This window comes from Marinactinospora endophytica (assembly GCF_054780875.1).
On sequence record NZ_BAAGVM010000006.1, the window covers coordinates 208,093 to 231,078 of the forward strand.

A 22,986-nucleotide genomic window follows, 5' to 3' on the forward strand; every position below is an offset into this window, starting at 1 on the left:
CTCGGGGTATGAACAGACAAGAGCTCGGGGCGTTCCTCCGCAGCCGCCGCGAGCGGCTCCGGCCCGAGGACGTGGGCCTCCCCTCGGGACCGCGCCGTCGGACACCGGGGCTGCGCCGCGAGGAGGTCGCGGTCCTCGCGCACATCTCCACCGAGTACTACGTCCGGCTCGAGCAGGGCAGGGCGCCACGCCCCTCGGGCGAGGTCCTCGCCGGGATCGCCGGCGCGTTGCGGCTCACCGGTGCCGAGTCCGACCACCTCCACGTCCTCGCGGGCACCGCGCCGATCCGTACCCGGCTGCACCGGCGCGACGTCCGACCGAGCATCCTCACGCTGCTCGAACGGCTGGAGCAGACGGCCGCTTTCGTGATGTCCGCCGTGTTCGAGGTGCTGGCCTGGAACGACCTCGCGGCCGCGCTCATGGGGGACTTCGCTTCGCCGGCCCCACCGGAGCGCAATCTCGCGCGCCGGGCGTTCCTCGGGCCGGAGCGCGCCGCCGCGGCGCTGGGCGGGCTCTCCGACGCCACGGAGTTCCGGCATCACGTCGTCATGGAGCTCCGGTCCGCCCTCGCCCGTTATCCCACGGACCCCATGGTGACCGGCCTCGTCGACGAACTCCGCGACGCCAGCCCCGACTTCGCCCGGCTCTGGCAGCGGCACGACGTACAGGCCGCGCAAACGCTCACGAAGACGTTCCGCCACCCGGTGGTCGGGGAGATCACCGTCGACTGCGACTCGCTCGCCCTCACCGACCGCGACCAGCACCTCGTGCTCTACAGCGCGCAACCGGGCTCCCCTGACGCCGAGGCGCTGGCTCTGCTGCACGTGCTCGGCGCCCAGGCCGGTGACTTCCTGCGCTAGCGCCGCGCTCGGCCACCGCGAACACCATCGCCGAAACGGAGGCCGGAAGGGCACGCCGGTCCGGCACCGCCCTCCCCCGGCCGACCTCGCCGACAGGCGCGGCCGGGCGGCAGACGACGCCCCGAGCAAGATCACGGCGCAGATCCGAAGACCCGCGTGTCCGGTCCCGTGTCCGCCGAACGGACGCGGGGAACCTCTCGGCGTGGGTTCCTCCCATGTGGCACGTGTCGGGAACCGGACGCCCCGGCGAACTCCGTTGCCCTGGGGCGATCGGCCGGCCACCACGAGACCGTGCACGGACGCGGGGGCAGACCCCTGCTCGACCTCACACCAGGGCGGATCTTCCGCGGCACCCCGTGGTCCTCGGACGGCCTCGACAGGGCCGTCACGCGGGCCGCCGACACGGACATGACCGTCGCCGGCACTCACCGGTGCGGGGCATGGGAACCCGATCCGTCGGAGGCTGATGCGCCCGGACGTACCAGAGCCAGGCACGAGGCACAAGAAAAAGGACGAAACAGGCGAACAACAACGCCTGTACCGTCCTTATCGCGTCTGATCTACGCTTTTCGCGTGCGCCATCAGGGACTCGAACCCCAAACCCGCTGATTAAGAGTCAGCTGCTCTGCCAATTGAGCTAATGGCGCCCGTCGTTCCGGTCCGATCCGACGTCCCGGCGACAGGTAAAACTCTACCCGATGTCGGAGGGCGCCGAGACACGAACGGGTGCAGCCTGGGTCACAGGAGCGCCGCCCCGGCGACCAGTGGAAACAAGAAACGCCCCGCGACCGGATGATCGTGGGGCGTTGTCTGTGCGCCATCAGGGACTCGAACCCCAAACCCGCTGATTAAGAGTCAGCTGCTCTGCCAATTGAGCTAATGGCGCCCGCCTAGCGGCTCGCCGTCCAGGCCGTCGGCCCTTTCGACGTCGTTAACTCTAGCAGGACCTCGGAGTACTCGCGAACCGTCCGACCCGGTCGCGGCTGAGAGCCCCCGCGAACGGGAGCCGACGCTCAGCCGCGACCGCGGGTCGGGGCGGTCACGACCACGTCATGACCACCACGACGATGATGCCGATGGCGACGATGGCGCCGACGGCGGCGAGAACGTAGGGAGTGATGGGGCGACGCGGCGCCTCCTCCGGCTCGTTGTTCTCCGCGACGAAGCGGCGGAACATGGTGGTGGAGCCGGCGGGGTCGTTGGGCTGTTCCTGATTGTGCTGTGACATGGGCTCGACATTAGCGACTCGGCGGCACCACTCGAAGCCCTCGGCGGCCCTCTTTTCCACCCGCGTCCGACCGGAGGCTCCCCGCGGGGGAAGAAGCACAGACGTCACCACGGTGTCACGACGACACCCACCCCTCACAGAATGAGGTACATCACATTCGCCGCGGGAACCCTCACGCCTCCAACAGCGCCGCGTGCGCCTCCTCGCCGACGCCGCAACGGCGCAGGGCGAGCCCCAACGCCCCGAGCACCCCCTCGCCGGCGCGGATCGGCGTGACGCCGAGGCGACGCTCGACGGCCGCCCGCACCTCGCGGGCCACCGGCCCCTCTCCCAGCACCGACCCCGCCAGCACCAACGGCTCCGCGGGCCGGGGGGCGACCGCCTCAAGGGCGGCCAGCAACCGTCCGGCCGCCTCCACCGTGATCCGCAGGGCCTGCGGGTCGCCCTCCTCCGCGGCCCGGGTGACCTCGGGGGCCAGTTCCCCCAACCGGGCCGCAGGACGGTCGTGCACCGCCCGGACCAACGCCTGGGGATCACCCGGCGCGACCCCCAAGGCCGCCGGCAGGCGTTGCGCGAGCACGGTCGCCCCCTGCCTCCCGTCCTCCGCCGCCAGCACCGCGCGCAGTCCGGCCAGTCCGATCCACACCGCCGACCCCTCGTCCCCGAGCAGCCAGCCGTGTCCGTCGCAGCGGCGCGTCACCGTCCCCTCGCGGACCCGTGCGGCAACCGCGCCGGTTCCCGCGATGAGCACCGTCCCCGCGGAAACGGTGCTTCCCGCGGCGAAGGCGACCGCGATGTCGTCGCTGACGTGAGGGGTGCCCGGGAGCCCCAGCTCGCCCCAGGCCTGGAGCACCGACTCCATGGCCCTGACCCGGCCCGGGCCTGACGCGCCCGCGATGCCGAACACCGCCCCGGTGACCGTGACCCGCCCGGCTCCGGCCAGCGCGTCGCGCAGCGCGGCGGCGAGCGCGGCGGCGGGATCCGGACTGGAGTACTGGTTGGCCCCGCCCGCGCTTCCCCGCGCCAGGATCCGCCCCTCCCGGGTGGCGACGGCACAGCGGGTGGAGGTGCCCCCCGCATCGACCCCGATGACGACTTCGGCGCTCATGAGGGAACCCTAGGTCAGGATCGGTTCCCGCACACCGCCCCGCCACGACACGGTGCCACCACCGCGAGGCCATGGTTTTCGGGTCGCCGTAACCGCGTGGGTCCGCTTTCTCCCGTCCTTCGCTTCGCAGATCCGAACAAAGCGGAACGTAAGCGAAACAGCAGCGCCCCGAAAGCTCGATCCGTCACTGTGGTGTGCGTGGCCGGGAACATCGGTCCTGGCGGCCCGCCATGGCGGGGGTTCCATGGTGGGTCGTCGCCCGCGTTGGTGAAAGGGCGGTCCACGCGGGAGGGGCGCGTCCGGCGGGGCGGGGGGTTCAGCTCCGCCGGATCCGCCCTCCCTCCCGGCTGGAGTGGTCCAGCAGGAAGCGGGGGTCCCCGTCGAGGGCGGCCACCGTCCGCGCGACGGGGTCGGCGTCCCGGTGGGCGGCGATCGCGTCGGCCAGCGCGCCGATCCTCGTCGAGGGATGGGTGACCAGCCAGGCCGCCGCCATTCGCAGGGGCAATGGCAGGCGGCCGGTCAGGTCGAGCAACCGGTCGGTCGCCCCGGGTTCGGCCGCTGTCCGCTGCGCACCGGCCAGGCGGTCCAGGAGCGCTCGGGCCTCATCGTCCGCCAGCTCCCCGACCGCCACGGTGAGCACGCCTTCGCGCGCGATGAGGTCGGCGAGCCAGAAGTCGCTGGTGACGACCGTCGCGCACGAAGGCGACCCTGGTAACAGCGGACGGACCTGCGCCGCGGAGGAGGCGTTGTCCAACACGAGGAGCAGTCTCCGGCGCGCGAACACCGACCGCAGCAGCGCGGCCCGCTCGTCGACCGCCGCGGGCAGTCCCTCGTGGAAACCGAACGGGCGCACGAGGCGGCGCATCACGTCGGCGGGGTCCAGCGGGGTGCCGTTCTGACCGCGCAGGTCGACGTAGAGCTGCCCGTCGGGGAAGCGGTGTGCGACGCGGTGCGCCCAGTGCACGGCCAGCGCGGTGCGACCGGCCCCCGGCGGTCCGCTGACCAGCGCCCGGCTCGCCTCACTCCCCTCGTCGGCCAGGCGATCCAGCTCGGCGAGCTGTTCGCGTCGCCCGACGAAGACCGGAGGTGCCGCCGGAAGCTGGGCGGGCGGGGGGCCTTCCCGTCCGTCGCCCGCATCGGCCGGGCGGGGGCGGGGCACGACGGTCCGTTCCTCCAGGTCCCCGCGCAAGATGGCGTGGAAGGTCCGTTGGAGCGCGGGCCCCGGGTCGACGCCGAGACGGCCCGCGAGGTGGCGGCGGGTCCGCTCGTAGACGTCGAGGGCGTCGCTTTGGCGCCCGCTCCGGTACAGCGCGATCATCAACAGACGCGCCACCGCCTCGCGGTCGGGGTGCAGCGTGGCCAGCGTGCGCAGGGGGGCGATCGCCGAGTCGTGGCGTCCCAGCAGCAGTTCGACGTCGAACCGGCGCTCCGCGGCGCGTAACAGCTCGTCGGTGATCCGGGTGACGTCGTGCTCGTGCAGGACCGCCGAGTCGATCTCGGCCAGGACCGGGCCGCGCCACAGCCCCAGCGCCTGGGCCAGGGCGTCGCTCTCCCCCGGCAGGTCGCCCTGCCGTCTCGCCTCGCGCGCGGCGGCCAGCAGGGCGCGCATCCGCGCCAGGTCGAGCCGGTAGCCGGCGAGTTCGGCACGGTAGCCGTCGCTTCCGCCGGCGATGATCGGGGCCATGCCGGCGTCGTCGAGAACCGACCTCAGCCGGGCGACGTGGACCTGGAGCGCGGGACGGTAGGCGTCCACCGGGACCTCGCCCCACATCCGCCGGACCAGGTCGGCGACGGGTACCGTGTGGTCGGCCCGCAGCAGCAGCGCCGCCAGCAGGATCCGCCGTTTCCTTCCCTGGATCTGGACCGGTGTGCCGTCGACCCGGACGGCGAGCCGCCCGAGTACTTCGAACGAGACGTCTGCCAATGTGGCTCCCATGAGCTGGGCGTTCTTCTCGTTCCCCCCGGTGTGCACGCTGTGAGCGTGCAATCAGGGTGCCCGGTCGCCCGGTGCGGCGCAATCGCGGGTGGTGTGCGTGCCCACTTGTGTAACGCCCCGAATTATCGAATTCTCCTTAGCTGAGCGTTGACTCACCCCGACAACCCGAAGGAAACTTTCCGACATGTCGAAAACGGCGAAGCAAACGGACGGCGCGCCATCCGCGCCGGCCCGTGACGATCGCCCCCTGCCGAGCACCGTCCTGCGCATCCGGTCGCTCCTGCCCTCGCTGGCGCCCGCGGAACAACGGGTGGCGCAACGCATCATCGACGACCCCGAAAGCGTCGCGGCCTCGTCGATCACCCAGCTCGCCAAGGACTGCGACACCTCCGAGGCGACCGTCATCCGCTTCTGCCGCACGATCGACTTCACCGGCTACCGCGAGCTGCGCTTGACCCTGGCCACCGAGGCCGGCCAGGCCCGCGGCGCCCGCGGCGACGCCCCCGAGCCCGCGGGCGACATCAACCCCGACGACACCCTGGTGACGGTGGTCGAGAAGATCGCCTTCACCGACGCCCGCGCCGTCGAGGAGACCGCCGCCCAACTCGACATAGGCGTGCTGCACGACGTCATCAAGGCCCTGGCGCGCGCCCGCCGCATCGACATCTACGGGGTCGGCGCGAGCGCCTTCGTCGCGGCCGACTTCCAACAGAAACTGCACCGCATCGGACTGGTCTCCTATGCCTGGTCCGACGCCCACGTGATGCTGACCAGCGCCGCGCTGCTCGGGCAGGGGGACGTGGCGGTGGGGATCTCCCACAGCGGTGGCACCATCGACACGATCGACGCGCTCGAGCAGGCGCGGCAGCGCGGGGCGACCACCGTGGCGATCACCAACTTCCCGCGTTCGGCGATCAGCCGGACCTCCGACCTGATCCTGACCACCGCGGCACGCGAGACCACCTTCCGCTCCGGTGCCACCGCCAGCCGCCTCGCCCAACTCACCGTCATCGACTGCGTCTTCGTGGGGCTGGCCCAGACGCGCTACACCGACAGCCGCGACGCCCTGGAATCCACCTACCACGCCGTGCGCAAACGGCGGGTGGACCGCGACGACCGGCGCCGGAGCCGGGAGCGGAACTCATGACACGGGACACGGCAGGAAGGAACGGCATGGAAACCCAACGACCCGCGACCGCCGCCGAGGAGGCCCCCGAGGCCCTGACCGGACCCGTGGAGATCGTCCGCGTCCCCACCGAGGGCCGCAACAGCGCCACCCTCGACATCGATCTGCTGCCCAGCATCGAGGTGCTGCGCCGGATCAACGCCGAGGACGCCACCGTCCCCGGCGCGGTCGCCGCCGTCCTGCCGGAACTGGCCCGCGCCGTGGACCTCGGGGTCGCGGCGCTCCAGGGCGGGGGGCGCATCCACTACTTCGGCGCCGGCACCTCCGGCCGCCTGGCCACGATGGACGCCGCGGAGCTTCCGCCGACGTTCGGAATCGACGGTGATCGGGTCGTGGCCCACCACGCCGGCGGCGAGGACGCCCTCGGGCGCGCCGTCGAGGGACGCGAGGACGACGCCGAACTGGGCGGCGAGGACGCCGCCCGGCTCTCGGCCGGCGACCTCGCGGTCGGGCTCACCGCGAGCGGACGCACCCCCTACGTGGCGGGGGCGCTGCGCCGGGCGCGCGAGGCCGGCGCGCACACCGTCCTGATCACCGCCAACCCCCACGCCGCCCTGGCCGGCGAGGCCGACGTCCACGTGGGCGCGGACACCGGCGCCGAGGTCATCGCCGGTTCCACCCGGATGAAGGCCGGGACCGCGCAGAAACTGATCCTCAACGCCTTCTCCACAGCGGTCATGGTGCGGTTGGGGCACACCTACTCCAACCTCATGGTGGGGGTGAACGCCACCAACGCGAAACTGCGCGGGCGCATGGTCACCATCCTGTCCCAGGCCACCGGCCTGGACGAGGAGACCTGCTCCCAGGCCCTGGCCCGCACCGACGGTGACACCCGCACCGCGCTGGTCTGCCTGCTCGCCGACGTCGACGCCCCCACCGCGGCCGGGGCGCTCAGGGCGGCCGGCGGCTCCGTGCGCACCGCGCTGCGGGACCTTCAGAACTCCTGAGCCGGCGCGAACCGGCGAGGTCCGGGAGGGTGGGACGCCCCCGTCCCTCCCGGACGCGCCGGTCAGCCCCGTTCCAGCGCCGTGTCCAACAGGCCGAGCGGCGGCGAGCCCAGTTCGAGCATCGCCGTGTGGAAGCGGCGGAGCGAGAAGTCGGCGCCCCATCGCCGTCGCGCGCGCTCACGCAGGTCGAGGATCTCCAGCTTGCCCCAGGTGTAGCGGCCATAGGTCGGGTCGAAGGTGGCGCGCCGCGCCTCGGCGAGCGCCGCGGGACCGGCCAGAGGGGTGTCGGCGGCGAACCGGCGGGCGGCCTCCTCCACGGTCATCGCGCCCGTGTGCACCCCGAGCGCCACGGCCAGCCGGGTGACCCGGATCAACGCCTCCAACCAGACCCCGACCTCGAAGTGGGCGGCGGAGAACCCGCTGTCGCCCGCGACCTCCTCGGCGTAGGCCCCGAACCCCTCTTCCACGCACAGCTCCTCGGCGTAGTGCGCCCACCCCTCGATGAACGCGGCCGAGAACAGGGTCCGCCGGACCGGTCCGGCGGCCCGGCGCAGCGCGCGGCCGTGCGAGAAGTGGCCGGGCGCGACCTCGTGGAGGGTGATCCCGGGCAGCGTCGTGGCACTGAACATCTCCAGCCACTCGGCCGCCTCGGCCGGCGGCCACCCGGGGTCGGGCGGGGTGATGTGGTAGTAGCTGGGCCCGTCCGGCTCGCCCGGCGCGGCCCAGGTCATCATGGCCGTGGCCCAGCGCCGCGACGCCGGCGCGGTCTCCACGAGGCAGTCGCCGTCATGCCAGGGGACCAGGTCGCGTTCCCGGGTGAACGCGACGGCGTGCGTGGTCCACGTCCGTGCCGCCTCCACCACGCCGGCGGCATCAGGGTGGTCGCGGACGAGTTCTCGGGCCAGCTCCAGCGGATCGCGCCCCGGATCGATGCGGGCGGCGGACTCGGCCAGGCGTGCGCGCAGCCGGTCCCGTTCGCGGTCGGCGCGCTCGGCCATCCGCCCCAGGTCGACCTCGACGGCCTCGCTGACGCCCATGAGGCGGGCCAGGGCCGAACCGCCCAGCGCCGCGCTCGGGTCACCCGTCTCGGCGGCGCGCTCCAGGTGGGCGACGAGCTCCCGGTGCGCGGTGTGGGCGCGTTCCCGCACCCCCTCCGGGGCGTCGGCCGGGATGGCCTCGGCGAGGCCGCGCGCGGCCCCCAGAAGCGACGCGGCGACGGGGGCGCTCACCCGGTCCAGCGACTCGACGGCCGCCCTCACCGTCTCCGGCCAGCGTTCGAGGTGGCTCAGCCGCGCCGCGCGGCGCTCGGCCTCGGAGGCGTAGGGCTTGTCGTAGCAGGCGAGGTCGAGCTCGTCCAGGTGGGGCATCGGGTTGGAGCGGTGCAGTTCCAGTTCCCCGAACTCCACGCGCAGCGCGTCCTCGACCGCGCGCAGGTGGGTCTCGTCGTGCGGGTCGTCGAGCGTGTCGCCCCGCCCCAGGCGGGTCAGCCCCGCGCGTACCCCTTCGGGCGAGAGGTCGGCCGTACGGCCGTCGTACTCGTGCCGGCCCGCCTCCTCGCGCATCTTCGCGACGGTCAGGTCCGCGACGGCGCGCAGCCGTGGAGAGAGATCGTCCATGGGAGACGACCCTAGACGGCCGCGGGAACCTTGGGGAGGGCGTCCACGTCGGTAGGGTGTGAGACTCGCGAAGACGAACGTCCCGCGCCGCTGGGCGCTGTGGGGCCTTTCGGCCCTCCTCGCCCTGGTGGCGCTGGCCCCCATGGTGTGGGTGCGGTCCTCCACCTCCGACAGCCGTTTCGTTCCTTCTGAGGTGCCGGAACGTCCCGTGGCGATCGTGCTCGGCGCCGGACTGCGCGCCGACGGGACCCCGACGACCCTGCTGGCCCGACGGCTGGACATCGCCGCCGGGCTGTACCACTCCGAGCGTGTCCACGCGCTGCTCGTCAGCGGCGACAACAGCCACGACGCCTACAACGAGACCGACGCGATGCGCGCCTACCTCGTCGCGGCGGGGGTGCCCGAGGCGAAGGTGGTCGGCGATCACGCGGGTTTCTCCACCTGGGAGTCGTGTGCGCGGGCCCGCGAGATCTTCGGGGTCGAGGCCGCCACGGTCGTCACGCAGGCGTTCCACCTGCCCCGGGCGGTCGCGCTGTGCCGGGCCGCGGGGATCGACACCGTCGGCGCCGCGGACGCCAGCTGGGAGGCGCGCCCCACCGCGACCGCCTACGGTCACCTGCGGGAGTTCCCCGCCGCGCTCAAGGCGGCGCTGGACGCCTGGCTGCGCCCCGACCCGACCTTCCTGGGGCCCCGCGAAACGGGCGTGGACGAGGCGCTGGCGGCGCCACGCGATTGATCCCGCTGTTGGGCGGCGCCCCGGCTCAGGCCGCGCGCCGCAGTACGTCCTCGAGCACGCCGTCACGCTCCTGGACGCGGGCCGGGGGCACGCGCAGCAGCGCGTCGCGCAGCGCCTTGGCGTTGGCCCCGACCTCACGGGCGTAGCCGTAGACCGTGGAACGCGACCGGCTGCCCAGGCTCGGGTCCCCCACGCCCACCGCGTCCACCCCGGCGGCCCGGCACAGCGCGACCGCCCGGGGCAGGTGGAACGCCTGCGTGACGACCACCGCGGCCCGCACCCCGAAGGTGTCGCGGGCGCGCACGCAACTGTCCCACGTGCGGTAGCCGGCCGGGTCGGCGACGATCACCTCCCGCGGCACCCCCTGTTCGACGAGGTAGCGGGTCATGACGTCGGTCTCGTGGCCGGAGACGGCGCGGTTGTCGCCGGAGACGAGGATGGCGCGCGTCCGCCCGGAGCGCAGCAGGTCCGCCGCGACGTCCAGTCGGCGGGCCAGCAGCGGGGAGGGTTCCCCGTTCCACGCCGCGGCGCCGAGCACGAGCGCGACGGGCCGTTGGGGCACCGTCTCCGGCGCGAACCGGTAGCGGCGGCTGGCCAGGTAGGTCCACGCCGTGGGGGCCAGCGCCAGGGCCGCCCCCGTCCCGGCGGCCAGGGCCGCCCACGATCCTCGTCTCACCGGCGTCCTCCTCAAGGGCGCGTCGTCATGGCCGTCGCCTTCGGACTCCGACCCTAACGGGCCCCCGGGGCCGGCGAGGACCACGCGGCCTCGTCCTGTTCGTCCCCGAACAGCCGTTGCAGCAGGCGGTGTGCCTCCATCTCGCGCCAGTCCTCACCGTTGGCCCGCGCCTTGGCCACCGCGCCCCGAAGGTGCGTGGCCGCCTGGAGCAGGTCGCCGTTGGCGAGCAGGATCGTGCCGAGCAGGGTCTGGGCGCGGATCTGGCCGGTGTGGTTGGCCAGGTGGTGGTAGGCCTCATAGGCCAGCCGCGCGGGTTCCAACGCCTCTTGGTGGTGACCGGCGTCATAAAGGGCGCGGGCGGTGACCCGGTGGGCGCGGGCGTGCCACCAGCGGTCCCCGAGCCCCGCGAACCCCTCGGCGGCTTCGCTCATCAGCCGGATGGCCTGGGCCGGGTCGCGGTCGGACATGAGAACCCGGCCCAGCGACATCTTGGTGCGGCACACCCCCCACACGTCGCCGATGCGTTCGAGGATCTCGATGGCGCGTTCCAGCATCGCCAGCCGGTTGCGCTGCGACCACTCCTCCTCCACGGAGCGTTCGGCACGCCAGAAGCGCCATCCCGGCGGGCGGCCGGACCGCTTACCGGTGAACTCGAACTCCCGCACGGCCCAGTACTCGCCGAGCCAGCGGCGCGCCGGGCGGCGCAGCTCGTCGCTGAAACGCTCCCACAGCACCTCGCGCTCGGTCTGGGGCTGCGGGCCGAACCGCAGGTTCTCCTTCTCGACCCGCGCCTGGACCCTACGGTCGAACTCGGCCCGGCGGGCGGGGTTGAGGGCCAGGTCGCAGGCGTCGTACTGGGCGCGCAGGGCCCCCGTCTCCAGTTCGCCCATCGCGCGCAGGCAACGCGCCACGTACCACTGCTCCCCCGCGGCCTCGAAGCGGCGGCGGGCCTCGGTCAGCATGTACCAGGCGTTGAGGTGGCGTCCCCGCGCGGCCAGCACCTCGGCCAGCATCAGCCGCGCCTTGTTGTACTGCTCCCAGTCCTCCTCCGCGCGAAACAGCGTGCAGGCCATGCGCAACAGCGCCTGGGCGCGACGGTGGCGCCTTTGGTGGCTGTGCAGGTCGGCGAGGTTGCACAGGGTGCGCGCCCGCCACCAGCGCTCCCCCGCCGCCGCGAACGCCTTCTCCGCGTTGGACAGCTCCCGCAGCCCGTCGTCGAGGTCGCCGCGCCGGTGCAGGTTGACGCCGAGCGCCCGCCAGGAACGGGCCAGCCACCTCGGATCGGGCTCGCCCAACTGTTCGAAGATGGTCTGGGCGGTCTGGGCGTACTCGGCTCCCCGCTCGTAGTCGCCCTGGTTGACGGTGAACTCCGCCCGGTCCAGCAGCGCCATGCCGCTGGCCTGCCGGTCACCGAGCTCATAGGCCATGCGCAGCTGGGCCCGGGTGGCCTCCTCCCAGTCTCGCCAGTAGACGCGCCGGTTCTGGCACATCGCGGCGATCGCGCGGGCCAGCCGCCACCCGTCCTCCCAGCGCCGGCGCTCCTCGGCGAGACGCAGACACGTCCGCAACGCCTGGATCTCGTGGGTGAGCCAGGCCCCCGGGCGGCCGGGTGGGGACAGCCGCAACGCCACGGGCGGCAGGGGCGCGGCGATGGGGGGCGTGGAGAAGTCGTCGGTGCGCCCGATCGCCCGCGCCGCCTGCTCGGCCAGCCACGTGTAACAGGTCAGCAACCGTCCCACGGCCTCCTCGGTGGCCTGCCGCGACCAGGAGGCGAGCTCCCCGGCCGAGACGGTGACGCTTCGCGGTTCGATCACCCGGAGCGCGTCACGGACCAGGTCGTGCAGGCGGTAGCGGCGCACACCCAGTTCGTCGCGGCCGAGGAAGGCGACGAGGGAGCGCGCGTGCAGCTCGTCGATGAGGCCGCGCGCCTCCTCCTTCGTCGTCTCCAGCAACGCGGCGGCCGACCAGTCCGCGAACTCGTGCAGACCGGTGTCGGCCACCCGGCGCAGCAGCAGGCGCTCGCGCGGACGGCACTGCTGCAGGCTCAACGCGATCACCTCCGCGAACCCCCCGGAGGCGTGCAGGAGCGGGGTGCGCGACACGTCGTCGAGGTCGGCCAGCAACTCCTGGGCGGAGACGCCGGGCCGTGAGAGGACGCCACCGCACAGCCGGATGCCCAGGGGCAGTCCGTGGCAGCGGGCGACGATCCGGGCGCGTACCCGCCGTTCCTCCTCGTCGGCCCCCGGCGGCATGGGCGCCAGCTTGTTCAGCAACGCCACGCCGTCCCCGTCGTCCAGCCCGTCCAGTTCGTAGCGCTCGCACTCGAAGGCCGCGTCGGCGAAGGAACGGCGGCTGGTGACGAGCACCGCGCAACGCCCGCCGTTGGGCAGCAGCGGCTCGACCTGGGCGGCGTCCTTGGCGTTGTCCAAGACGATCAGCAGGCGCCTGGTGTTGGTGAGCGCCCGCCAGGCCGTCTTCAGCTCGCGCAGCGGCGCGTCGGTGCGCGGCGTACGCCCGAACGACTCCAGGAGCGCCACCAAGACCCGCTCGGGGCGGCGCGGCGCCGGCCGGAGGGCGGCCGGCGCGCCGTCACCGGGCGAGGCGGTTCCCCGACGCAACAACCCGGCACGGGCCAGGACCGCGCGCGGCGACGCCATGGCGGGCCACTGCGACGGCTGGGGCTCCTCGGGCTCCAGCTCCCCCTGGGCGTCGTGGGCCCGGTCGCCGAACAGCTCCACCCAACGGTCGCCGTCGGGGAAGCGGTCGGCGACCTCGTGCGCGATCTGGGTGACGAGCTGCGTCTTGCCGGTCCCCGGGGCGCCGGTCACGACGATCACCAGGGGTGCCCTGCGGGCCGCGCGCTCCTGGCGTCCCGCGGGGCGGGCCAGCAGGCGGCGCACACCGCTGCGCGGGAAGCGCCGGAAGCGGGCGCGCAGTTCGCCCATGATCTCCTCACGGCCGGTGAAACGCCGGCTGTAGGGCGGGAGTTCGGCGGGGGGACGGCCCGCCGAAGACGGGAGGGCCCGCCCGCCGGGACCCGCCGACAGCCTCCGTTCGACGATCAGCGTCGCCGCCGTGGTCGCGATCGCGCCGAGGACCCCGACCCCCCACACGACGGCCCGGTCGAGACCTTCGAGCAGGTCCGGGGCCATTTGCAGGGTGACCGCCACGGCGAGGAAGACGACCGCGCCGACCCCGCCGACCGCCCTGCGCGCGGTGGAGGGGGCGGGAACGGCGACCTGCCGTTCCCCCTTCTCCTCGTCCATGCCCGGAACCCTCCGTCCACGGCACCGGCTCCCGCTGGGCGGGCCGGATCCCCGTATCTGTTGGGCCCCTATGTTTGGGCCGTGTCCGCCTCCGTGTCCACCCTCGGTCGGCGAACCACACCGGAATTCCCGGTTCTCGGGACGGTGGCGCGGGGCCGTGAGGCTCAGTCGATCTCGATGGCGATCTTGCCTCGGGTGTGGCCCTCCGCGTTACGGCGCTGCGCCTCGGCGGCCTCCTCCAACGGGAAGACCTCGGACACCTCGACCGTCAGCTTCCCCGCCTCGACCAGCTCCACCAGCGCGGTGAGATCGGCGCTGTCGGGGCGGACGAAGACGTAGTCGCCCCCGAGATCGGTGACCGAGGTCTCCACGACCGAGGCGACCCGCGCCCCCGGTGCGGTCAGCTCCGGCGTCGCCTTCAACGCTTCGCCGCCGATGGTGTCGAACACCGCCGTCACCCCGTCGGGCACGAGTTCACGGACCCGCTCCACCAGCCCGTCACCGTAGGCGACCGGCTCGGCGCCCAGGGAACGCAGGAAGTCGTGGTTGCGTTCGGAGGCCGTGCCGATGACCCGGGCCCCGCGGGAACGGGCGATCTGCACCGCCACGGAGCCCACGCCGCCGGCGGCGGCGTGGACGAGCAGCACGTCGTCGGCGCCCACCTTGAGGTGGTGCACCAACGCCTGGTAGGCGGTCAACCCGACCAGCGGCAGGCTCGCCGCCTGGGCCCAGCTGAGGTTGCGCGGCTTGCGGGCGAGCGCGCGCACCGGGGCCGCGATCTTCTGCGCGTAGGTGCCGCGGCGCACGACGTCCTCGCGCGCGTAGCCGATCACCTCGTCGCCGGGGGCGAACTCCGAAACCGCCGGGCCGGGCTGCTCGACGACCCCGGCGACGTCCCATCCCGGGATCACCGGGAAGAACGCGTCCAAAAGGCCGTCCAGGTAGCCCTCGCGCACCTTCCAGTCGACCGGGTTGACCGAGGTCGCCCTCATCCGGATCAGCACCGAGTCGGGTCCGACCTTGGGGTCGGGTACCTCGGCCACACGCAGGACCTCGGGTCCGCCGTATCTGTCGTAGACGACCGCCTTCATGGGCGTTCTCCTCACCACGCGAAAGTCATGGGCACTGCTCCTCTAGAGGCGGCACCTGTCACGGTCCGGCCTCCAGGTGCGGCTTCCACCGCGACAGCACTTTCTAACGTGACAGGGACGCGCGGGACAGGAGCGACCCGTGTTCCTTTGCCCACAACGCGGCCGTCTCCGGCGGCCGGGAGGCGCCGGGGGAGCCGCCAGGTCCCCACGGCTCCCCCTCTGAAGGTGAGGGACGGATCATGTTCCAGACGAGAAGTGAGCTCCCCCCTCCGCGATCTCGGCCAGCTCGTTCCCCAGCTCCGGCCTTCCACAGGCGTGGAACGCCCGTCCCAACCATCCGGCCAGGCTACGAACGAGGTACTCCCGTTCCTGGCCGGGCAGCTCCCGCATCAGTCCCAGGAAGAGACCACCGACCCGGGCGATCTGGTCGTCTCCCGTGGAAGGATCGACATGCCCAACGACATCGTCGAGCGCGGCGCCTACCTGCGGCAGACGTTCGACCTGGTCGGGATGTTCCCGCAGCCACCACAGCCTCGCCAGTACAGGGTCGGCGAACACGTCTGCGCGCAGATTCCGTAGAGCACCCACCATCTCCGCATGGCGAGCTGCCGCCATATCAGCGTCGAAGTCCACGAGCTCCCGCTCACGGGTCCGGGCCAGGTCCGCCTCATTGGGAGGACATAGGATGACATCCACGCTCATCCCAGGAGGTCCACCGGTAAAGCGGGTGAAATACCTGTTGAGCGCGTTCCCAGCGCTGCCGTGGTCGATCAGCGAGTATTGCACGCTGATCCTGGCCGCAGTCTCTCGGATTTCCTCCTGTAGGGAGAATAGCCATTCCTCCCCTCCCTCCCCTTCTCTCGGGCCTGGCAGAAACAGCCTGAACTCCGCAGTAAAAGGCATCGCTTGGAACCGACTGGGCAGCCTCGCTTCGAACGATCTCCGCGCACGAGGTGTTTCCTGTCCACGCCGCCTACCCACCGCAAACATGTCCCAGGTGGGGATGTGGCTGAACATCAGTGTTCACCTTGCGGCTTTCTCAAGGGGTCCCCCGAGAGAATGCGCTGTTGGATCTCGGTCACCCTGGCATCCACGGCGCCGATGCCACGCTGCCACTCCACGATGAACCCAATCGCGGCGACCGTGCGGCTCAGATCCCCGTAGGTAGCCGTGGCCAGAATGTCCGCCACCTTTCTTGCGTCGGTTCGATCCCTCACCACCGCTTCCAACCAGGCGGCCACAGCCGGTGCCGCCAGCTCTCGATGATCAACGTCGAGAACCGATTGCCACGCTTTAGCTAGCAGAACCGGTTCGAGAGCGGAATGGTCGTCGAGGAGGAGGGGGACACCCGACTCGTTCCGGGAGGCGAGCACCCTGCTCATCGCCCTGCGCGCGGTTCGTACCCGGCCGCGACCACGCTCGTCGCCGACCCAGGCAACGAGCCGGGACATGACATCACTCTGGGATGTCGGATCTTCCGCGAGCCGTCGCACCGCGCTGAGCACGGCTTCACGGACGTCGTCATCGTCCATGTCGGCCAGCCATTGCAGCCTGGTCATAGCATTGCCTGGATAAGCCCGCCCATACTCGGCGCAGACCGCGGCGACCGCGATGGCTCTGGTCGTCGTCCCAGGGTTCTGGGCAAGAGCGTAGAGACGGCTGCGCATCCCACGGCCAAGCTGGCGATCCATGACCGCCAACGCCGCGATCCCGATAGCCTCCGCCTGAGTCTGTGGAGTCCCAGACCACTCCTCGAACAACCTCACCAAGGGCTCGGGATCACGGTTTCTGATCGCGAACCTGACCCAGCGTGCCGCAAGGTCTCGCCTCCGCACAGGGGATCTTCCCTTGGCGAGGTCGGCGCTCCACTCCAGCAGGGAGGTTCTGACTCTTGGGTGGTTACGCCACAGGTATTCCAACACGGCCTCGCCATAGGCGACGCGCGGAAAGCGGACCCGAAGGTCATCCCCCGCTGTGGCGTCCACGCGCTTGAGTGTCTCTTCCAGACCGGGACCGGAGATCCCGGTCGGATCGGCCGGCGGGACCTGGAGACTTTCGGCCAGCTGCTCCGCTGCGATGAGCACTTCGCCAGCAACCTCGTTCTCCAACAGCGCGATGGCAGTGATGAGCACCCGGTCGTGAACACCCTGCTCATCGGTTCTCTTAGCGAACCAGGACTTCAGCTCATTCTTCCAGTCGCCGAACGCCGCGAGCGTGTCACCGATCCACTTCTGTGGATCGCCCCCACTCTGCTCCCATACCTCACTTGCGAGGCGGGCGAGACGAGCGGCGTCAGCGGGTCCCACAGCGTCCAGTACGGCCGAGACATCTGTCTGCTCCCTCCAACGCTGTACTTCGACATCGGTGATACGCGCCTGGAGGTGCCGTTCAAAGACCTGGAAAGAACGAGGTGGCTTCAGTGAGAACACCTGGGCATCGAGGATCTCCTCGTGTGGCCACTGCTCCGGTTTGGCGATGAAGACCACCACAGAATCACAGTCACGGATCTTCTGCGCGTACCCGCGCAGGGTCCTGCGGTGCTGATCGGTGAGGGGTCCGTATTCGGAGAGGTCGAGTAGGTATCCCTGCCGCTTGCCGCAGGGGAGCCGCGCGAGACTCCAGTCCTCATCACCTTCGTCGAACGCGACATGGTTGACCGGGAACCCCACCTCGGCCAAGGTCATGACCGCGGTCGTCCAGCGCCCGGTTCCCGACTCGGCGACCACCGCCCCCACCCTGCTTTTCCGAACTCCGTCCACGAAGTCGAAGTAGTCGAGTGGTGGCACGAAGACCGTACGCAACTGGCTCAGGGCCTCGGGTCCCAGCAGGCCGGTTTCGATCATCTCGGCGACGTGCAGCATGAGGTTAAGGTCGCCGTTGATGGCGCCGGCTTGGACAACCAGCTCCGCTGTTCCGGTGAACTCGTTATGGACCTTCCCAGGAGCCCGGCTTTGGAGAGCGTCTCCGGCAGGAACGTGCATGGCGTTCATGCGCCGGCCTTTCCGAAGGTCCCGTGGACGCCGCCGTGGACGGTGCCTCCCTGGATGAGCTGGCCGTGGTTCTCGCCGTTGAGCTGGTTGACCGTGTGCGCACCGCCGCTCTCCCGTTCGGGGGAGGAAAGACCGTTGCCCCGAGCACCAGGCACACCGCCCTGTTCCGCCTCCGCCAGGTCGGGGCGCAGCGAGGGGCTGGGGACGTAGAGGTACCCCTCGGCGTCGTACTCCTTCTCCGGAACGGTCGCGCGCACCGGCCGGAACCGACGTGGGTTGAGGCCGACGAAGCGGCTCAGCACCGCGTCCTCATAGACGCGCCGGGACACGATCGCGACGAGCATGGTGATCTCGGGATCCGAACCGGCCAGTTCGGTTCGCACCGGATCGGAGTCGAGGAGACGGTGGGTGTCGTTCATCGCCGGTCCGATCCCGTCGAAGGGGTCCTCGCCGCGGCTGTCCGGCAGCGGACCGACATGGACGCTCACCCGCAGCCTCAGCCGCAGCTCCCGGTCATGGGCGGCGAGGTCCGGTTGGACGTCTTCCAGGGCCTCTTGGAGGTGGTGCAGGAAGGGATGGACCAGGAAGGGCATCTTCTCGGGTTCCGCACCAAAGACGTAGCCGTCCCCCGTGCTCTGGGGAAAACGGCGGTTCTCCCAGAGTTCGCCGAGTTCCGCGCGTCGGCAGGCGTCCTCCAGGACGCTCTGCACCGTCCTGCTGAGGATCTGCTGGTGGTAACCGGAATGACGGGTGTACTTCTGCGTGTCGACCGCGAGGACGGCCCGGTAGGGCGGTAGCACAATGCTGGTGCGCTGTGGGCGTGGCCGAATGGACAAGGGGCCTCCTGAGCTCACTGCCGTGGCATATGGGCGGGAAGGGAACGCCCGCCCGGTCCAACAGTGGGCCCGACCGCCAAAGGCCTGTGTTCAGAATCGAACACAGGCACCAAAAGTGACGCCCGCCACTCGGGTCACAGCACCACGTCGCCTTCCGCCAACTGCCGGAGTCGCTCGACATCGAGGACGGCCACGTACTGCCGGCCCGTGCGGATCAAGCCGATCTCCCTCAGACGGGTGAATTCGACGGCGACCGAGGTACGCGACAGGCCGATGGACTCGCCGAGCTCGCGCTGGGACAGCCCCAGCCTCAACAGGACCCCCCGTCCCCCCTCCCCTTGAGGGCCGCCGAGCCCGGGCTCAATCGGTTCCCCGGACAGTCGGGACAACCTCAACAGCGCCGCGGCAAGGCGTCGGCCCGCCGGAAGTGTCACCTGCTCGGCTCGCAGCAGATCGCTCTCGTTCTGCCGTTCGACGAGATGACGTAGCAGCGGGGGTTCGAGCTCCATGCTTCGGATGAAGTCGCGGAACCGTTCCTCTGTCAGCATCCGTGTCTGGGAAGGACCGACCGACGTGACCGTGGCGGTTCTGGGCCGACCTGATATCACAGACATCTCTCCCAGCGCCTCGCCCACGGTGCGCATGATCAGCATGACCTCTTCGCCGTCCGGACGTATCAGGGTCACCTTCACCCGTCCCTCGACGAGGAGATGGACGCTCCCACCGGGATCCCCCTGCCGCATGATCACCTGGCCGGCGGCGTGACGCCGAGGAGTTCCCGAGCGCACCATCCGCCGCCACTGCTCATCGGTCAGCAGACCACCGAACCCCTGCCTTGCCACCGCGCCCCTTTCAGTTCTGCGACGAGGAGAGGATTCCCCTTCGGGAAAAGCCAGGACGGGGGACATCGAGGTTGGCCGGTACCGGTCGTTTTGTCAGCACCAGCCGTTACAAGATCAAGGGAAGACATTCCGGGAGACACCGCAGGACGGGCTCCCCCGCGAGACACGCGCCCGTAGCGAAGGAGGCTCATGCCCCAGCTTGCCATCGACGCGACGTGCCTCCCCCAATACGACAAGCTCGACCGGCCCACCCGGGAACGGTTACTCGCCGCGACGCGCAAGTTCCGGGAACTCCCCCTGCAGGCCCTGCTGGCCCACCCCGACCTGCGCATCAGGTCGCTCCCCGCGGGACAGGACCCCCGGATCCGAACATTTCGAATCAGCGACTCGTGGACCGGTGTCATGCTGGCCCCCGAATCCGGTGAGACGTTCCTGCTGGTGCACCTGCTCCCACGCGAGAGCGCCGAGGAGTGGGCCGGCGACCAGCGCCACGACGTCAACACCGTCATGGGCACGCTGGAGCGCCGTGACGCCACCGCGCTCCAGCGTTCGCCCCTCCGTGAGCCCGTGAACCGGGCCGACGTCCATCACCACTCCGACCGTGGCCTGTTCGACCACGTCAGCGACCACGACCTGAAACGCCTGGGGATCGACGAGGAGATCCTCGACTTCTGCCGTTCCATCGGCGATCCGGCAGAACTGCGCGATTGGGGTCCGGCGCTGCCGCAGGACCAGTACGAGGTGCTCACCGAGCTCGCCCAGGGCCACTCGGTCGAACGGGTGATGCGCGAGGTCGTCCAGCCGCGGCAGCCCGTCGTGGGCGCCGTGGCCGCCGACGACTACGACAGCGCGATCCGCAACACCCGTGACCGCGTCGTCCTCGTCGAGGACGACCAGGAGATCGAGGACGTCCTGGCCGGCGAGTTCAACGCCTGGCGCGTCTACCTGCACCCCAAACAACGGGAACTGGCCTACCGGCCCCGGTTCAACGGTCCGGCGAAGGTGTCGGGCGGGCCGGGCACCGGGAAGACCGTGGTCGCGCTGCACCGGGTCAAGCACCTCACCGAGCACCTCCCGTTGGGCGGGCGGGTCCTGCTCACCAGCTTCACCAACGCGCTCGTGGAGTCGCTCAAACGCAACCTCGCGCTGCTGCTGCCCGGTGAGCTGATCGACGACGTCGACGTCATCACCGCCGACAAGCTGGCGCTGGACGTCGTCAAGGACGAGCACCCCGACATCCGGCTGCGCTCGGACACGCGGGGCCTGTTCGCCAACGTGGCGCGCAAGCACGAGCTGCCCTGGCCCGCGGACTTCGTCTACCAGGAGTACCGGCACGTCGTCATGGCCCAGGAGATCACGACGCTGGAGGGCTACCTCGACCCCGACGCGCGGCGCGGCCGCAGCACCCCCCTCACCACCGACCAGCGGCGCGACGTGTGGCACGCCATCTCCGACGCGCGCGCCGTGATGCGCCAGACCAGGCGGCTGCCGGCGCTGGAACTGCACGCGGAGGCCGCCCGGATCCTGCGGGCACGCCCTGAACGCCCCTACACCAACGTCGTGGTGGACGAGGCGCAGGACCTGCACCCCGCGCAGTGGCGGACGCTGCGCGCCGCCGTGGATCCCGGGCCCAACGACATGTTCATCGCGGGGGACAACCGGCAGCGCATCTACGACAGCGTCGTCTCGTTCAAACAGCTGGGCATCGGGATCGTCGGCCGTTCCTACCCGTTGCGGGTGAACTACCGCACCACGACCGAGATCCTCACCTGGGCCGGGGAGATCCTGCGCGGCCAGCGCATCGACGAGCTCGGCGAGACGACCCCCGAACCCTCCGGTGCGACCCGTTCGGTGCTGCGTGGGCACCCGCCCGAACTGTACGGCGCGGCCGACGAGACCGCCGAGCTCGACGCGCTGGCCCGGCGGGTCCAGGGGTGGCTGTCCTCGGGCATCGCGCCGGGCGACGTCTGCGTCACGGCGCGCACCAAGCGGATCCGCGACACCGTCGTACGCCGCCTGCGCGAACACGGACTGCCCGTCGCGGTGTTCAACCCGCGCGAGCACGCCGTCACCGACACCACGGGCACCGTCCGGGTCACGACCATGCACGGGGTGAAGGGGTTGGAGTTCCGCGCGGTCGCGGTGGTCGGCGTCACCGCCGAGGCACTGCCGCGGATGGACCACGTGACCCCCCTCGAGGTCGACGAGCACCAGCACGAGGCCGACCTGGCGGCCCAGCGGTCCCTGCTCTACGTGGCCTGCACCCGCGCCCGCGAATCGCTGTACGTGAGCTGGCACGGCCGGCCCAGCCCTTTCCTCCCCCGCCCGCGCCGGTGACGGTCGCTCCTCTCCTCGCCCACGCCCCCGGCCGAGGGTGACCCGGGACCCCGTGGCGGGGCGGGGACGCGCGGGCGACCGCACAACGTGCTCTAATGCCCAGTACTTCGTTGTCGTGTTGGGAGTTGTCCGTGGAGTACCGTCTCACCGCCGAACTGGCCCCGCCCTCGGGGACCGGTGAGCTCGACGAGCTGCAGCGTCACGGGGCGACCGCGCTGCTGTCGGAGTGGCTTGAGCGGGTCGCGACGGTGGAGGGCCCCGACGGGGTCGAGATCACCCCCTACGACCACGAGATCACCGTGCACGGCACTGGCGCGACGGTGCGCCTGCTCGTCGACGCGCCGGCGCTGTCCTTCGCCGAGAACGGCGCGGTCGCGCTGCTGCACGAGATCCTGGAACGGACCGGTGCCCTCGCCGAATGGACCGTGGGCAAGTGCGAGGTGACCGTGACCGACGAGGAGCTCGCCGAGGCCGTCGCCGGCGAGGAGCGGTCCTTCGGGGCCTCCCGCGAAGGCCCTTCGGGCATGCCCGAGGAGGAGATCGCCGCGCAACGGCGCCGGCTGTTGCGGCGCGGTACCCGATTGCGCGCCTTCGACGCGGGCGCGTTCGGACACGTCTCCGGGGACGAGGGCGCGGTGGAGCGCGGGAGGACTCCCAGCGCGACCGACGTCGCGCTGGCCGCGGGCGCCCTCGTCGAGGGGGCCGCCGTGCTGACCGAGGAGCTGTTCGTCGACATCACCTACCTGGAGGAGGACGCCGGGGAGGCCCCGGAGGGGACCGAGGCGACCGCCGACGACTGCGAGTCGATGCTGGTCCTGCACGACCTCCCCGACCGCTACCGGCACCACTACGACGCCTGGTTCGCCAAGCGCTTCCTCATCGCCTCGGCGAACGTGTTCACCCGGCTCACCGCGTCCCGTTGGATTCCCCCCACCTGCACCGCCGAGGCGCTGGCCCTGCGCCTGCTCGTCGAGAACGCCAAGACGGCGCTCATCGACCTGGCCGGCATGGAGGAGGAGACCGTCTTGGACATGTTCGCGGCGTTCACCGAGTCGGCGTTCGAGGACCTCGACCACGAACGGCTGTACTCGACCAGCCTCGACCTCCCCGAACCGGACGGTTCCGACCTGGACCTGGAGGCCGGCGCTCCGGCGCTGCGCTCCTGGTTCCGGCCCGACCGGGAGGAGATCGTCCCGTTCCACCCCTACCTGGACGACGATCCGGCCGAGTCGTGAACAGGCGAGGGGGCTCCCCCGCCAGGGGGCGCCGGGTCCGCGGGTGCCGTCCGTCCCGGAAGGCAGCCGCGGTGCAGGGGGCCCGCGGCCCCGGGG

Annotated in this window: 17 protein-coding genes and 2 tRNA genes; 6 read left to right on the forward strand and 13 right to left on the reverse strand. The window is 71.4% G+C overall.

Annotation, left to right across the window (positions count from 1 at the left end; translation table 11 throughout):
* Positions 1-8 precede the first annotated feature (8 nt).
* Positions 9-860: a helix-turn-helix transcriptional regulator gene (locus tag ACYVHU_RS13880; RefSeq protein WP_078762246.1), complete on the forward strand. Its 852-nt coding sequence runs from the start codon at positions 9-11 to the stop codon at positions 858-860.
* 574 nt (positions 861-1,434) lie between these two features.
* On the opposite strand, the gene ACYVHU_RS13885 is transcribed toward ACYVHU_RS13880, so the two are convergent.
* The 5 genes from ACYVHU_RS13885 to ACYVHU_RS13905 form a co-directional block, all read right to left on the reverse strand.
* Positions 1,435-1,507 (reverse strand) — tRNA-Lys (locus tag ACYVHU_RS13885).
* A 166-nt stretch (positions 1,508-1,673) separates the two neighbouring features.
* Positions 1,674-1,746, reverse strand: a tRNA-Lys gene (locus ACYVHU_RS13890).
* 153 nt (positions 1,747-1,899) lie between these two features.
* Positions 1,900-2,088, reverse strand: coding sequence for a hypothetical protein (locus ACYVHU_RS13895; RefSeq protein WP_078762247.1), 189 nt, complete (start codon positions 2,086-2,088; stop codon positions 1,900-1,902).
* A gap of 172 nt (positions 2,089-2,260) precedes the next feature.
* A complete protein-coding gene (locus ACYVHU_RS13900; RefSeq protein ID WP_498948703.1) occupies positions 2,261-3,196 on the reverse strand; it encodes an N-acetylglucosamine kinase in 936 nt (311 codons plus the stop codon).
* Positions 3,197-3,512: 316 nt separating this feature from the next.
* Positions 3,513-5,168 carry an AfsR/SARP family transcriptional regulator gene (locus ACYVHU_RS13905; RefSeq protein WP_498948704.1) on the reverse strand — a complete coding sequence of 552 codons (1,656 nt, stop codon included), beginning with the start codon at positions 5,166-5,168 and terminating at the stop codon, positions 3,513-3,515.
* A gap of 148 nt (positions 5,169-5,316) precedes the next feature.
* Between ACYVHU_RS13905 and ACYVHU_RS13910 the strand changes: the two genes are divergently transcribed.
* Positions 5,317-6,279, forward strand: a complete 963-nt coding sequence (locus tag ACYVHU_RS13910; RefSeq protein ID WP_078762250.1) for a MurR/RpiR family transcriptional regulator — start codon at positions 5,317-5,319, stop codon at positions 6,277-6,279.
* A 26-nt stretch (positions 6,280-6,305) separates the two neighbouring features.
* The gene (gene murQ, locus ACYVHU_RS13915) at positions 6,306-7,265 is read left to right on the forward strand and encodes an N-acetylmuramic acid 6-phosphate etherase (protein WP_078762251.1); all 960 of its coding nucleotides are present in this window, start codon (positions 6,306-6,308) and stop codon (positions 7,263-7,265) included.
* Positions 7,266-7,327: 62 nt separating this feature from the next.
* Here murQ and ACYVHU_RS13920 read toward each other — a convergent pair whose 3' ends face one another.
* Positions 7,328-8,881 (reverse strand): DUF885 family protein, encoded by a 1,554-nt coding sequence (locus tag ACYVHU_RS13920; protein WP_078762252.1) that lies wholly within the window; start codon positions 8,879-8,881, stop codon positions 7,328-7,330.
* Positions 8,882-9,023: 142 nt separating this feature from the next.
* Between ACYVHU_RS13920 and ACYVHU_RS13925 the strand changes: the two genes are divergently transcribed.
* Positions 9,024-9,617, forward strand: a complete 594-nt coding sequence (locus tag ACYVHU_RS13925; RefSeq protein WP_078762358.1) for a SanA/YdcF family protein — start codon at positions 9,024-9,026, stop codon at positions 9,615-9,617.
* Between the two features lie 25 nt (positions 9,618-9,642).
* On the opposite strand, the gene ACYVHU_RS13930 is transcribed toward ACYVHU_RS13925, so the two are convergent.
* From ACYVHU_RS13930 to ACYVHU_RS13960, 7 genes are all read right to left on the reverse strand, one after another.
* Positions 9,643-10,293: a SanA/YdcF family protein gene (locus ACYVHU_RS13930; protein WP_078762253.1), complete on the reverse strand. Its 651-nt coding sequence runs from the start codon at positions 10,291-10,293 to the stop codon at positions 9,643-9,645.
* A gap of 53 nt (positions 10,294-10,346) precedes the next feature.
* Positions 10,347-13,559 carry a tetratricopeptide repeat protein gene (locus ACYVHU_RS13935; RefSeq protein ID WP_498948707.1) on the reverse strand — a complete coding sequence of 1,071 codons (3,213 nt, stop codon included), beginning with the start codon at positions 13,557-13,559 and terminating at the stop codon, positions 10,347-10,349.
* A 164-nt stretch (positions 13,560-13,723) separates the two neighbouring features.
* Entirely contained in the window at positions 13,724-14,650 is a 927-nt protein-coding gene (locus ACYVHU_RS13940) for an NADP-dependent oxidoreductase (protein ID WP_498948709.1), read from the reverse strand.
* 237 nt (positions 14,651-14,887) lie between these two features.
* Positions 14,888-15,667 carry a hypothetical protein gene (locus ACYVHU_RS13945; protein ID WP_498948710.1) on the reverse strand — a complete coding sequence of 260 codons (780 nt, stop codon included), beginning with the start codon at positions 15,665-15,667 and terminating at the stop codon, positions 14,888-14,890.
* Positions 15,667-17,640 (reverse strand): hypothetical protein, encoded by a 1,974-nt coding sequence (locus tag ACYVHU_RS13950; protein WP_144390130.1) that lies wholly within the window; start codon positions 17,638-17,640, stop codon positions 15,667-15,669. Before ACYVHU_RS13950 ends, ACYVHU_RS13945 begins: the two co-directional genes overlap by 1 nt.
* Positions 17,637-18,476 carry a hypothetical protein gene (locus tag ACYVHU_RS13955; protein WP_078762258.1) on the reverse strand — a complete coding sequence of 280 codons (840 nt, stop codon included), beginning with the start codon at positions 18,474-18,476 and terminating at the stop codon, positions 17,637-17,639. The genes ACYVHU_RS13950 and ACYVHU_RS13955 overlap by 4 nt, the downstream gene beginning before the upstream one ends.
* Before the next feature lie 134 nt (positions 18,477-18,610).
* Positions 18,611-19,318 carry a Crp/Fnr family transcriptional regulator gene (locus tag ACYVHU_RS13960; protein ID WP_078762259.1) on the reverse strand — a complete coding sequence of 236 codons (708 nt, stop codon included), beginning with the start codon at positions 19,316-19,318 and terminating at the stop codon, positions 18,611-18,613.
* Positions 19,319-19,507: 189 nt separating this feature from the next.
* On the opposite strand from ACYVHU_RS13960, the gene ACYVHU_RS13965 reads away from it, so the two are divergent.
* Both ACYVHU_RS13965 and ACYVHU_RS13970 read left to right on the forward strand, forming a co-directional pair.
* Complete coding sequence (locus ACYVHU_RS13965; RefSeq protein ID WP_078762260.1) at positions 19,508-21,655, forward strand: 3'-5' exonuclease; 2,148 nt, start codon at positions 19,508-19,510, stop codon at positions 21,653-21,655.
* 95 nt (positions 21,656-21,750) lie between these two features.
* Complete coding sequence (locus tag ACYVHU_RS13970) at positions 21,751-22,890, forward strand: hypothetical protein (protein WP_144390131.1); 1,140 nt, start codon at positions 21,751-21,753, stop codon at positions 22,888-22,890.
* Positions 22,891-22,986: the final 96 nt, after the last annotated feature.

Excerpts from the sequence above, each read along its gene's own strand:
- ACYVHU_RS13880 (WP_078762246.1), top strand. The coding sequence starts at position 9 with ATGAACAGACAAGAGCTCGGGGCGTTCCTCCGCAGCCGCCGCGAGCGG.
- ACYVHU_RS13895 (WP_078762247.1), bottom strand. The coding sequence starts at position 2,088 with ATGTCACAGCACAATCAGGAACAGCCCAACGACCCCGCCGGCTCCACC.
- ACYVHU_RS13900 (WP_498948703.1), bottom strand. The coding sequence starts at position 3,196 with ATGAGCGCCGAAGTCGTCATCGGGGTCGATGCGGGGGGCACCTCCACC.
- ACYVHU_RS13910 (WP_078762250.1), top strand. The coding sequence starts at position 5,317 with ATGTCGAAAACGGCGAAGCAAACGGACGGCGCGCCATCCGCGCCGGCC.
- murQ (WP_078762251.1), top strand. The coding sequence starts at position 6,306 with ATGGAAACCCAACGACCCGCGACCGCCGCCGAGGAGGCCCCCGAGGCC.
- ACYVHU_RS13920 (WP_078762252.1), bottom strand. The coding sequence starts at position 8,881 with ATGGACGATCTCTCTCCACGGCTGCGCGCCGTCGCGGACCTGACCGTC.
- ACYVHU_RS13925 (WP_078762358.1), top strand. The coding sequence starts at position 9,024 with ATGGTGTGGGTGCGGTCCTCCACCTCCGACAGCCGTTTCGTTCCTTCT.
- ACYVHU_RS13935 (WP_498948707.1), bottom strand. The coding sequence starts at position 13,559 with ATGGACGAGGAGAAGGGGGAACGGCAGGTCGCCGTTCCCGCCCCCTCC.
- ACYVHU_RS13940 (WP_498948709.1), bottom strand. The coding sequence starts at position 14,650 with ATGAAGGCGGTCGTCTACGACAGATACGGCGGACCCGAGGTCCTGCGT.
- ACYVHU_RS13945 (WP_498948710.1), bottom strand. The coding sequence starts at position 15,667 with ATGTTCAGCCACATCCCCACCTGGGACATGTTTGCGGTGGGTAGGCGG.
- ACYVHU_RS13950 (WP_144390130.1), bottom strand. The coding sequence starts at position 17,640 with ATGAACGCCATGCACGTTCCTGCCGGAGACGCTCTCCAAAGCCGGGCT.
- ACYVHU_RS13965 (WP_078762260.1), top strand. The coding sequence starts at position 19,508 with ATGCCCCAGCTTGCCATCGACGCGACGTGCCTCCCCCAATACGACAAG.
- ACYVHU_RS13970 (WP_144390131.1), top strand. The coding sequence starts at position 21,751 with ATGCCCAGTACTTCGTTGTCGTGTTGGGAGTTGTCCGTGGAGTACCGT.